Source organism: Collinsella sp. AM36-4AA (assembly GCF_003467795.1).
GTDB lineage: Bacteria > Actinomycetota > Coriobacteriia > Coriobacteriales > Coriobacteriaceae > Collinsella.
On sequence record NZ_QSHS01000039.1, the window covers coordinates 1 to 11,937 of the forward strand.

At 59.6% G+C, this 11,937-nt stretch carries 10 protein-coding genes; 6 read left to right on the plus strand and 4 right to left on the minus strand.

Translation table 11 applies throughout. The annotated features are described in order from the left end of the window. Positions 1–141 precede the first annotated feature (141 nt). Both DW850_RS09655 and DW850_RS09660 read right to left on the minus strand, forming a co-directional pair. Positions 142–1,914 carry a carbohydrate-binding domain-containing protein gene (locus DW850_RS09655; RefSeq protein WP_117786926.1) on the minus strand — a complete coding sequence of 591 codons (1,773 nt, stop codon included), beginning with the start codon at positions 1,912–1,914 and terminating at the stop codon, positions 142–144. 207 nt (positions 1,915–2,121) lie between these two features. Continuing rightward, entirely contained in the window at positions 2,122–3,435 is a 1,314-nt protein-coding gene (locus tag DW850_RS09660; RefSeq protein ID WP_117640610.1) for an NCS2 family permease, read from the minus strand. A 193-nt stretch (positions 3,436–3,628) separates the two neighbouring features. Here DW850_RS09660 and DW850_RS09665 point away from each other — a divergent pair, with 193 nt between their 5' ends. Both DW850_RS09665 and bsh read left to right on the plus strand, forming a co-directional pair. Then, positions 3,629–4,048, plus strand: a complete 420-nt coding sequence (locus tag DW850_RS09665) for a peptide deformylase (RefSeq protein ID WP_117563534.1) — start codon at positions 3,629–3,631, stop codon at positions 4,046–4,048. A gap of 131 nt (positions 4,049–4,179) precedes the next feature. Next, complete coding sequence (bsh, locus tag DW850_RS09670; protein ID WP_117629622.1) at positions 4,180–5,145, plus strand: choloylglycine hydrolase; 966 nt, start codon at positions 4,180–4,182, stop codon at positions 5,143–5,145. 210 nt (positions 5,146–5,355) lie between these two features. Here the strand turns inward: bsh and DW850_RS09675 are convergent, their stop codons facing one another. Further along, the gene (locus DW850_RS09675) at positions 5,356–6,267 is read right to left on the minus strand and encodes a DMT family transporter (RefSeq protein ID WP_117736466.1); all 912 of its coding nucleotides are present in this window, start codon (positions 6,265–6,267) and stop codon (positions 5,356–5,358) included. 97 nt (positions 6,268–6,364) lie between these two features. Here DW850_RS09675 and DW850_RS09680 point away from each other — a divergent pair, with 97 nt between their 5' ends. Then, positions 6,365–7,243, plus strand: coding sequence for a LysR family transcriptional regulator (locus DW850_RS09680; protein WP_117786927.1), 879 nt, complete (start codon positions 6,365–6,367; stop codon positions 7,241–7,243). Positions 7,244–7,445: 202 nt separating this feature from the next. After that, positions 7,446–8,927, plus strand: a complete 1,482-nt coding sequence (locus tag DW850_RS09685) for an aminotransferase class I/II-fold pyridoxal phosphate-dependent enzyme (RefSeq protein ID WP_117786931.1) — start codon at positions 7,446–7,448, stop codon at positions 8,925–8,927. Positions 8,928–9,002: 75 nt separating this feature from the next. On the opposite strand, the gene DW850_RS09690 is transcribed toward DW850_RS09685, so the two are convergent. Then, on the minus strand, positions 9,003–9,413 hold the full coding sequence (locus DW850_RS09690) for a peptide deformylase (protein ID WP_117786928.1): 411 nt from the start codon (positions 9,411–9,413) through the stop codon (positions 9,003–9,005). A 270-nt stretch (positions 9,414–9,683) separates the two neighbouring features. On the opposite strand from DW850_RS09690, the gene DW850_RS09695 reads away from it, so the two are divergent. Further along, positions 9,684–11,033 carry an MFS transporter gene (locus tag DW850_RS09695; RefSeq protein WP_233540664.1) on the plus strand — a complete coding sequence of 450 codons (1,350 nt, stop codon included), beginning with the start codon at positions 9,684–9,686 and terminating at the stop codon, positions 11,031–11,033. Between the two features lie 152 nt (positions 11,034–11,185). Continuing rightward, positions 11,186–11,937, plus strand: a 752-nt coding sequence (locus DW850_RS10230; RefSeq protein ID WP_117786930.1) for a hypothetical protein, incomplete at its 3' end; no start/stop codon positions are given.

The window sequence follows — 11,937 nt, forward strand, 5'->3', positions numbered from 1 at the left end:
AAGCCGTCCAAGTTTTGGGGTGCAGTTCACATGGCGACTCCGCGCTTTATTGTTCAGCTTTTGCAGCCTTGCCCTTACGCTACGAAGAAGTAGACGGGGAAGGCAAGGGCTGCGATCCACCCGTCCTGTGCGAAAAAGTGTTTACGAACGTTTGCGACTCGCCAGGGCGCCTGCGGCGATGGCGGCTGTTCCCGCAAGGGCGGCTGCCACGATGGCTGCGTTCGAGGTGTCGCCGGTTGCCGCGAGCTTGCCGACGGTCTTGGCTCCCTTGGCTGCAACTGCAACGGTCTTGGTTGTCTTCGTGCCCTCGGACTTGGAACCCTCGGGCTTGGTCTTGCCGTGCTTTTCCTCGGGCTTGGTCTCCTCGGGAGGCACGATGACCGTGCTCTTGGCGACAGCGGCGTCATAGGGGGAGTCAATCGTGGCATCGCCCGTGCCAATGGTCTGCCCCGCCTCGTAGACGATGCCGTCGCTGAGCTCTTCCTTGTTGCGATAGTCAATGACTTTGCCGCCTGCAGGCGTCTGGATGATGGCGTCCTTGATTTCGATGGTGCCGATCGCCTTGCCGTCCGCGCTCATGGCAAGGGCGAAGATAGCCGCCGTGTCTCCCTCGGCCGTGACCTTGCTGCGGACGATCGAGATGGTCGCGGGCGTGATGCCCTTCTCGGTCTGCGCGAAGATGCCGATGTTCAGGCCCTCGGACTCAGGGATGATTTCGTCGTTTTGGTCTCCACTGTAGTGGTCGGGGCCGTCGCCGCCGGTCTCGGCATAGCGGGCTATGGCCTTGACAACGGAATCGCTGATGTAGATATGGCCACCCGCTTCGTCGGAGTAGAAATTACTGGTGGAGATTGCAACCGAGAACCTGCCTTCTGCGAGCGCATCCACAGTCGAGCCGTTCTTGATGACGATGTTGTCCTCATCGGTGAAGAGTGCGCTGGCTTCCCCGCCATCTGAGCTTGCGCGGACCGTCACGGTCGCGCCATCGAGCGTGATGCCCTTGTAGACATAGATGCCATACCCAACGCCACTTGCGTTGAGGGAAGCGTTCGTGACCGTGAGGCTGTTTTTACCGTCGATGGCGGCGTCTTCCTCGGAGCTTGCCTTGACCTGGCTGCCACCCGAGATCTCGATGTTGCCGTCGGCCCAAATCGCATTGTCTTTGATAGAGCTTGCCTCTACCTTGCCGCCGCCCTTTATGATGAGGTTCTCGTTAGCATCGATACCCTGATCCTCGGTGGCCTTGGCGGTGACGGTTCCGCTGTTGTCGATCGTGATGTTGCCGTCGGCCCTGATGCCATCCGAATCGCCCGTGGCGTTAACGTTTCCCGAGCCCTTGATGGTGACATCGCCCCCGGCATCGATGGCATCGTGCTCGGTGCTCGTGGCGTTGACAGTGCCAGCGCCGTCGATGTTGATGTTGCCGACGGAAGTGATGGCGTCACGAGAAGATGTCACGTTGAGCGTGCTGGACGCGTCGCCCTGAATATTAAGCTCGGCGTTCTCGTTCGCGCCATCCTTAACCTTGATGCCGCGGCCGTTGTCGTTAGTGACGGTGTTGTTGCCCTCGTAGCTCACGTTGAGCTTGCCCGCTGCCTCGATCGCGCCGCCGTTATAGCCGTTGAGCTTCATGTCGTCGGCGCCGTCCCAGCTCCAGGTGCCGGCGGCGTCGCCCGCCGCGGTGCCGGCGTTGTATTGGGTGCCGCCGACGTCCACCCACTCGGCCGCGAGCGAGACGCTCGGCATGAGCAGCGAACTTACCGTGAGCGCGCATACGGCGCCTACAACGATGCGGCGTGTCACGCGGCGCCAGCTGCCGTGTGCGAGCAGCGTGCGACGGCGCACGTCGGGCTCGACAAAATGGGCTCCAGAGGTTTTGTCATTGCGCTTGGGGGTCGTGAACAAGGCGGCCATGGTTACTCCCATCCTCATAGGGCCTATGCGATTACGCCCAGCATATCTGCAGGATGTAGCCGGCGGTAGTGCCGTTTGGAGAGCAAAACGTCCAAAACTTGCGAAGCAATACATCGCGCGTCCGTGTGGCGCCTGGCTTTAAAAGCAAAGCGCGGAGCCGCTCGATGCGACTCCGCGCTTTGCTGTTTGGTATTGCGAATCTTGCGCCTACGCTACAAAGAAGTAGACGAGGAAGGCAAGGGCTGCGATCCACATGAGCGGCTTGATCTTGGATGCCTCGCCCTTAAAGAGCGCGACGACCACGTAGGCGATAAAGCCCAGACCAATGCCGGCAGAGATGGAGTAGGTGAAGGGCACGCCGGCGACAATCATGAACGCCGGGAAGCCCTGCGACACGTCGGACCAGTCGATCTCGGAGGCCTCGCTCATCATGAGGTAGCCGACGTAGACCAGAGCACCGCAGGTGGCGGCGCTGGAAACGATGGTGACGATGGGGGAGAAGAACGCGGCGAGAATGAACAGCACGCCGGTGGTGACGGAGGTGAGGCCCGTGCGGCCACCGTCGGCAGCGCCAGAGGTGGACTCGACGAAGGTGGTGATGGAGGAGACGCCCATAAAGCCACCGGCAGCAGCGGCCACGGAGTCGACGACCAGGATGGGACGGATGTCCTCGACATTGCCGTCCTCGGTCAAGAACTCGCCCTGCTTGGCGACGGCCATCGCGGTGCCCATGGTGTCGAAGAAGTCGCTCATGAGCAGCGAGAAGGCAACGACGAGCAGCATCGGGTCGGTCAGGACCTTCACGATGGCAAGGTTGCCGTCGGCAGTGCTGGCAAACGGGGCGCCGAAGGTCGAGAAGTCGAGCGGTGCGATGAGGCCCTCGGGCGCATGGGTGACGCCCAGCGGGATTCCGGCGATAACGGCGACGATGATGCCGATGAGCAGCGAGCCCGGCACGTTGCGGGAAGCCAGGGCAACCGTCACGACGATGGAGATGATGCCGACGATAAAGGTGGGGGAGGCGATGTCGCCCAGGCCGACGAGCGTACCGGCGCCAGCGGTGATGATGCCGGCGTCGCACAGGCCGATCATGGCGATAAACAGGCCCAGACCCACCGAGATGGCGTGGCGCAGGACCACGGGGATGGCGTCCATGATGGCCTCGCGCAGGCCGCAAAGGACGAGCAGCAAGATGACGATACCCTCGAGGAAGATAACGCTCATGGCGACGTGCCAGTCACCGCCGCACATGGTGGTGGTGATGCCCGCGATCATGGCGTTGATGCCCAGGCCTGAAGCGCAGGCGAGCGGGCGGTTTGCGAAGATGCCCATGCAGATGGTCATGATGCCGGCGCCCAGGCAGGTGGCGCAGGCGAGCGCTCCCGCATCAATGCCAGCGCCCGAGAGCACTGCGGGGTTGACGGCGATGATGTAGGCCATCGCCAGGAATGTTGTCAGTCCAGCGCGAAGTTCGGTCCCGATTGTGGACTTGCGCTCACTGACGTGAAAAAGTTCGTCCATGCATACCCTTTCCTTGTTCGGCCCCGAGTTTAGGCCGATTGACACGAACTCATTTACTATATCGCCTTTACAACCTTGCTGTTCCTCGCATGTTGATGTTCGGCGCTTTGTAACAGACGGACGGTATTTATCGCATGAAAATGTGTGGGTACCGTATACTTAAGCGGTTACAACGACCCCTATGGAGGAACGTATGATTAAAGAGCTTTGCCACGACGAGGCTATCCTGTCCCAGCGTTGCGAGGTTGCGACCGTCGAGGACGAGTCGGTTGCTCAGGACCTGATCGATACCATCAAGTCGCTCGATGATGCCGGCTGCTTGGCCGCCAACCAGATCGGCGTTACCAAGAAGGTCTGCGTCTACCTGGACGACGCCGGCGAGCCCCACGTGCTCTACAACCCCCGTCTGGTGTTTGGCCTGGGCGCCAGCAAGATGGAGGAGAGCTGCCTGACGCACGAGGAGGTCACCAAGTCCACGCGCTATATCAAGTGCAAGGTTGCCTTTGACCAGATCGTCGATGGCAAGATGCGCGAGCGCAAGCAGGACTTTGTGGGCTTCGAGGCGCAGATGGTCCAGCATATGATCGACCACTGTCTTGGAAAGTTGGTCTAAGGGGACCAAAGCACCGCACTTCGTCTCTTTTGGTCCGGGCGTGACATTGTTGTCATGTCCGGGCTTTTGTGTTTAGCGCCTTTTTGTTTGGTGACAATAACCTTAGCAGGACCGTAAAGCTAGGAGGCGCTATGTGCACGAGCATTCGATTTACCGATAATTCTGGCCACATGTATCTGGGCCGCAACCTCGACTGGAGCTTTGACTACGGCCAACAGGTTCGCGTGATGCCGCGCGGGTTCCACATTCCGTATTCGTTTATCGACGATGCGTCGGCGGCACACGCGGTAATCGGCATGTGCATCGATTACAAGAACTATCCCATGTTTTTCGACTGTGGTAACGATGCGGGTCTGGCTGTGGCGGGGCTCAACTTTCCCGGCTATGCCGAGTATGCCGAGGGCCCTGTCGACGGCAAGAACAATATCGCGGCCTATGAGTTTCCCCTGTGGGTGGCAGCGACGTTCTCGACGGTCGATGAGGTCGAGGCCGCGCTGCGCGACACGGTGATTGTCGCCAAATCTGCCGGAGAGGGGCTGGGCGTGTCGCTGCTCCATTGGATTATCGGCGACAGCCAGCGCAGCATCGTGGTCGAGATGATGGCTGACGGCCTGCATGTATACGACGATCCGGTCGACACCCTTGCCAACCAGCCGACCTTCCCGTGGCACATGGAAAACCTGCGCACCTATATCACCGCCACAAGCGATTTTCCGCAGACGGCGACATGGCGTGGCGCCGAGCTTAAGCCCTATGGAGCCGGTGCCGGCATGCGCGGCATTCCGGGCGATTGCTATTCGCCGAGCCGTTTTGTAAAGGCGGCGTACCTCAATGCCAATTACCCGCAAAAGGAGAGCGAGACCGAAAACGTCGTTCGCATGTTCCGCTCGCTCGAGGGCGTGGTGATGATTGAGGGGGCGTCCAGGATGGGCGATGGCAAGTTCGAGAAGACTATCTATACCGGATGCTTTAGCGCGCGCACGGGCAATTATTACTACGCGATGTATGGGGATCCGTCGATTCGTTACGTGAGCCTGATGGATGCCGAGGGCGCGAGCCCCGATAGGCTCGTGGTTCCCGAGCCGCGTCGTTCGTAGCCCATAGCTTTACTGCAATGCAAAATGGCCCTGCATCTCCCGTGAGGTGCAGGGCCACTGTCATCGATGTGTGACGTCGCTAGAAGTTGACGTCGTTGAGCTGGGCACTCTCGAGGCCGTCGAGCTGTTGCTGTTCGGGCGTATCGGCGACGCTCTCGAGCAGCTCGGTGGGATCGATAGGGCTCGTCGGTGGAAACTGAAGAGGGGCTTTTAGGCGCGCGCTGCCTGGGCAGTGCCAGCCTTTGTACTTGCGCGCTTGCCGGCGAGTTCGCAAAAGAGCGCGCCGCCGATGATAAGCGCGGCGCCCATCAGGCGGACCGGCGTTATGACTTCACCCAAAAGGACGGTCGAGAACACGACCGCCGAAAGCGGCTCGAGGTAGCCGACAACCGCGACGGTCTGCACAGGCAGCTTGGCGACGGCGCTAAAGTAAAGCAGGCAACCGATGCCGGTGTTGACGACGCCGAGCATAGCGACGGCACGCCAATCGATGCTTGTGGCGATGCCGGGGGAGAAAAACGAGGGGGTGCCTTGGGTGACGAGTGTGAGGACCAGCGCGGTCACAAAGGCGGCGCTCAACTGGAGCGCAGAGTTCTCGAGACCCTCGATGCGTGGCGCACCCTTGCTAGCGATGACCATCAGCGCATAGCAAAATGCCGAGGCGATGCCGCAGACGATGCCCGCAATGGGCATGTTGCCGCCGAGACCTTGCGCTGCAATGAGAAAAGCGCCGCAGGCGACGGCGATAAAGCCGGCGATTTTGCCGCCGGTCAGTTTTTCGCCAAAGATAAACGGCGAGAGGGCCATGACGATGATGGGGCCGCAGTAGTACAGCAGCGAGGATACGCCGACGCCGATCGTCTGATAGGCTCGAAACAGAAAAATCCAGCTGGCGCCCAACGCAGCTCCCGAGAGGATCAGGGCCGCAGCTTCGCGAGGGCGGGATGGCGCCTGCAGTTTATGGCGTTGGGTGATGGCGAGGATGGTGACAAGCGAGAAGGCTCCCAGAAAGGTGCGCAGCAGCACGATATCGGAGCTCGGCAGCGCGATGGCCGCGGCAATGATGCCGTTGGAGCCAAACAATAGCAATGCTGCTAAGTATGTAAACAGTCCGTTGTTCATGCGCTGACATCCCCTCTATATCCGAGCATGTTCACTATGGGTGAACTGGCTTTAGAAGAAAAGCGAATATAATGCATGGTTAACATGATAAAAACTCATGCAAAGATGGAGGCGTGCCGCGGAAACGAATATTCAAAAGATGCAGGTGCTGCTCGAGACCGTGCGCGCCGGCAGTTTTACGCGCGCCGCCGAGCGGCTGAACTATTCGCAGTCGGGCGTGAGCCGTATGGTGGCCGATCTCGAGGCCGACTGGGGCTTTAAGGTGCTCGATCGCAGTCGCGAGGGCGTGACGCTTTCTGCCGATGGGCGGCAAGTTATGCCGGCGGTCGAGGCGTTATGCGAGGAATTTGTTCGTTTGCAGCGACGGGTGGATGAGATGCGTGGGCTCATGCGCGGCAAAATCTGCATCGGTACGTTTTCGAGTGTGGCGACCCACGTGCTGCCTCCGGTGATTGCGCGCTTTCGCGCCGATTATCCGGACGTTGATTACGAGTTACTGATGGGCGACTATTCAGAGATTGAACAATGGGTGGCGGAGGGCCGTTGTGATCTGGGCTTTATCCCGCATGAGCCCCGAGGAAATGGGATGACATCGCGATCTTTGGTGCGCGACGAGTTGATGGCGGTAGTGCCGGTAGACTCCTTGCTTGCTAGTGAGGAGACCGTCTCGCTTGCCGACTTGGCCAACGAGCAGTTTATTCTGCTGGAACGGGGTACCGATGATGAGATTACGCCGCTATTCCGTCGGGCGGGGCTGGCGGTGCGCTCAAAACTGTCGACTTGGGATGACTATGCGATTATGGCTATGGTCGAGGATGGCCTGGGCGTGAGCATTCTTCCCGCGCTCATCTTGCGTCGCTGCCAGTTCGATGTTGCTGTGCGTCCGCTCGAAGGGCATCCCCATCGGCAGATCAACGCCATATATCGAACGGCCGATGTTTCGCTTGCCGCCGCTCGTTTCCTCGAATACCTCTAAATGCGTGCACGTCGTTATCGCCTTGGGATAAATCTCGAGGTCTTGCTCATTTTATTTTTGAAATTGAACTTTTCGAAATAGCACGGCGTTATACTGCTGCCTAAATTGAACTCAGGTTCAATTCGTGTTGTATAAATTGAACTTTGCCAGCAAGGAGGTTCTAGTGGCCCAAGAGACGTTTAGCGATCGTCTGCGACAGGCTATGTCCGATCGCGACGTTCGCCAGTCGGACGTGATCCGCGCATCGGAGATGCTCGGCAAAAAACTCGGCAAGAGTCAGATGAGCCAATATGTGAGCGGCAAGACGATTCCGCGGCGCGATGTGGCTGAGCTGCTCGCCCGTATTTTGGAGGTCGATGTTACCTGGCTGCTTGCCGGCGACGCCGATCAAGGCGAGGCATCATCACCCCGCAACGATTCCAAGCCCGAACCCCATCCCTCAGCTCAAATTGCAAGGAGCACCACCATGCGTACTTTTTCTAAATCCACCAAGCTCGATAACGTCCTGTATGACGTGCGCGGTCCCGTCGTCGACGAGGCCGCCCGTATGGAGGACGAGGGCGAGCGCATCCTCAAGCTCAATATCGGCAACCCGGCGCCCTTCGGTTTCCGCACGCCCGATGAGGTCATCAAGGACATGCGCCAGCAGCTGCCCGACTGCGAAGGCTATTCCAACTCGCGTGGCCTGTTCTCCGCGCGCAAGGCGATCATGCAGTATTCGCAGATCAAGGGCCTGCCCAACGTTCAGATGGAGCATATCTACACGGGCAACGGCGTGTCCGAGCTCATTCAGCTTTCGATGAACGCGCTGCTCGACAATGGCGACGAGATTCTGATCCCCAGCCCCGACTATCCGCTCTGGACGGCGTGCGCAACCCTTGCCGGCGGTCATCCTGTGCACTATCTGTGCGATGAGCAGGCGGATTGGTATCCCGACCTGGAGGATATGGAGTCCAAGATCACGAGCGCGACCAAAGCCCTCGTTATCATCAACCCCAACAACCCCACGGGCTCGGTCTACCCGCGCGAGGTGCTCGAGGGCATCGTCGAGGTTGCACGCAGGCATCAGCTGATGATCTTTGCCGATGAGATCTACGACCGCCTGTGCATGGACGGCTACGAGCACGTCTCGATTGCCTCGCTCGCTCCTGATCTGCCCTGCGTCACCTTTAGCGGCCTTTCCAAGTCGCACATGATCGCGGGCTATCGTATTGGCTGGATGGTGCTTTCGGGCAACCAGCGCTGCATGAGCGACTTTATTATGGGCATCAACATGCTCTCCAACATGCGCCTGTGCTCCAACGTGCCGGCTCAATCGATCGTTCAGACGGCACTCGGTGGACACCAGTCCGTCAACGACTACATCCGTCCCGGCGGCCGTGTCTACGAGCAGCGCAACTTTGTGTATGAGGCGCTCAACAAGATTGACGGCATCTCGGTGGTCAAGCCGCGTGCGGCGTTCTACATCTTCCCCAAGATGGATGTTAAGAAGTTCAACATCACCGATGACGAGCAGTTTGCCCTTGACCTGCTGCACGAGAAGAAGATCCTGATCACGCGCGGCGGCGGCTTTAACTGGGATGAGCCCGACCACTTCCGCATCGTGTACCTGCCGCGTATGGAAGTGCTCAAAGAGTCGCTTGAGGACTTGGCCGACTTCTTCGATCATTACCGCCAGAGCTAGTGGGATAGAAGCTCCGCACTATGAAAAGCTCCCTGCAGTTGTTTTGCTGCAGGGAGCTTTCTTGAATCGGCGGAACTATATAACGACGCCGTTGCAATGATCGATTTCGTGTTGGATGATCTCGGCGGTGTAGCCCGAGAAGTTTTTGATGCGGTGGACGAAGTTCTCGTCCAAATACTCAACCTTAATGCGGCGATAGCGAGTACAGGGGCGCTCGCCGGAAAGCGAGAGACATCCTTCGCTCGTCTGATAGGAATTGACCTGCTCAAGAATTTGAGGGTTGTACATCAGCAGCGCCCTGTTGCCGTCCTTTACGCAGATGATGCGTTTGCGCACGCCAATCATGTTGGCGGCAAGGCCCACGCACTCGTGCTCATGCTCATGGAGCGTATCCAGGAGGTCCTGCCCGGTCGCGGCATCGTCGGGTCCCGCGTCTTCGGAAGGCAGGCGCAAAAAGAACTCGGATTTCATGATGGGCTTAATCATGGCGGGCTCCTCATGTCTCGTGCTTTCGTGGACTTTTAATAATAGCGCGGAAGGAAAGCTGCGCGTCAGCGTTACAATCTTTCAACGTTGGACCATGTTGTCGGATCCGTCGCGTGCGGCGTCTGACGTAAGTCTAGGGCTCATGCTCGCCCTGGACTGTTCCTCTGGGGCGATGCGACTGTCGTTCCAAGAGGAAGGAAATGCATGGGGAGCAAATCTCAGCAACAAGTTCAAGCAACGCCATCGGCCACTTCGGCGTTTCTCGTCGTAATGTATATTGCAGCCTTTGTCGCCGCGTTTAACGAGACCATCATTAACGTGGCACTGCACGATATCATGGCGGCCTTTTCGGTGAGTGCCACCACGGCGCAGTGGCTAGTTTCGGGATACATGATCGTGACGTCGATCTTTACGGCCATCATGGCCTTTCTGTCCGGTCGTTTCTCGACGCGCAAGCTGCTGTTTTTCGCATGCGGATGCCTGGTCGCCGGAGAAGTCCTGTGCCTGGTCGCCCCGTCGTTTAGCGTTTTGCTACCAAGTCGTATTTTGCAGGCTGCGGGATCGGGCATCTTGTTCCCGCTCATGATGAACGTGGTGCTGTCTTGCGCTCCGCGCGAGAAGCTCGGTCTGTATCTGAGCCTGGGCGGTGCCTGCATTACGCTAGGGCCGGCGTTTGGGCCCGTGATTAGTGGTCTTATGTGCACGTTGTTTGGCTGGAGGGCGGTGTTCGTAGTGCCGCTGGTGGGCGGTGTCGTGGTCGCCGCGGCGGCAGCAAAGCTCGTTCGGAATGTCGGAGAGCGCTCGAACACCACGCTTGATATTCTGTCGGTTGTTTTGCTCGCTGCCGGCATTACGGCGTTCGTGTATTCCGTAGGCGAGTTCTCGACCAATGTGATGGCCGGTATCGTGGCGCTTTTCGCCGCTGTTGTGGTGCTCGGCCTGTTTGCGGTTCGTCAGCTCAAGCTCGAGCATCCGGTGCTTAACGTGCGTCCCATGGCGAGCGTTCGTTTTTGGCCTGCATGCCTGCTTGTGGTGGTGTCGATGATGACGACGTTCTCGATGAGCGTTTTGTTGCCGCTCTATTTTGAGGGCGCATACGGCATGACCGCACTTGTCGCGGGTTTGCTCATTTTGCCGGCGATCGCCTGCAACGCCGTGACCTCGATTGTGGGCGGACGCGTGATGGATGCCCGTGGTGCGTGGCCGCTGCTGCCGGTCGGCTTTGCCCTGATCGCTGTGGGGCAGACGGCAATCTCGATGACCGCGGCAAGCATGAACATCGGCGTTGTCGTGCTGCTGACCGTTGTGGTGTATGCCGGCGTCGGTTTGGTACTGAGCCCCTCGCAGACCGCCGGTTTGGAGACGCTCCCCGCCGCTGAGCATCCTCACGGAACGGCATTGCTTAACACGTGGAACATGATTGCCGCGTCGTTTGGTCCGTCGCTGTTTATCGGCCTGCTTTCGAGTTCTGCGGTGGCTGCTGGCGCCGCTGGCGTTGCGGCGGACGTTGCCCAGGCGATAGGATTTGCGGCTGCCGTGCGCGTAGCGGCCGTGATTGCCGTGGCCGGGTTCGCGGTGTCGCTGGTGTACGCCCGCCGCGAGTCGCACATGTCGCATTAATGTGTGCACATAGATTCTGCAGCTAGATTGGATGGCGACACCATAAACTAATGGACGTTTTGCCGAGAGGCATGAATGTTTAAAGCGCAAAGAGTGCGCGACGGGCCCCGCGAATGGGGCGATGATGCCCGAGAGGGCCAAGAAGGAGTCTCATGTCTGAGAACGAAGAGATCATGAACGAGACCGAGAACGAGACCATGGCTGCCGAGGTCGAGGCAGTCGAGACCGTGGAGACCGAAGCTGCCGAGGTTGAGGCTGCTGACGAGGTTTCCGCCGAGGAGGCCGAGGTTGTCGAGGCCGCCGCTGATTACGATGACGAAGAGCTGATGGACAAGATGCAGAAGGCCGCCCGCCTGCTGCGCAGCCGTCGCTTTGCTATTTCCAAGGAGGAGGAGGCCAAGGCCGAGCGCATGGCGAACATCGAGCGCGCCATCAAGCTTCTTGACCTCAAGCCCAAGATGGAGCAGAAGGAAATGTCCGACCTGCTGGGCATGCGCCTTCGTGAGCTCGATGGCCTGATGGCCGAGGCCGAGGCTGCCGATCTGGTCGGCCGCATCGACGACGCCGAGGGCGATATGCGCAAGATCGTTGTCTTCGCTGCCGAGGATGCCGCTGAGGGCCTGACCGAGCTTGCCAACAAGAAGGAGAAGCTCCTGCCCGAGCTTTCTTACGAGGAGGCCACCGAGCTGATGGCCGCTCTCGATAAGGTTATCGCTCCGCTCGTCGCCATGGGCCTGGACGAGGACCGCGGTCCTCGCGGCGGCCGTGACGAGCGCGGTGGCCGTGGCGGCGACCGTGGCGGTCGCGGCGGCTTTGGCGATCGCGGTGGCCGTGGCGGTGACCGCGGCGGCCGCGGTGGCGATCGCGGTGGCCGTGGCGGCTTTGGTGACCGTGGCGGCGACCG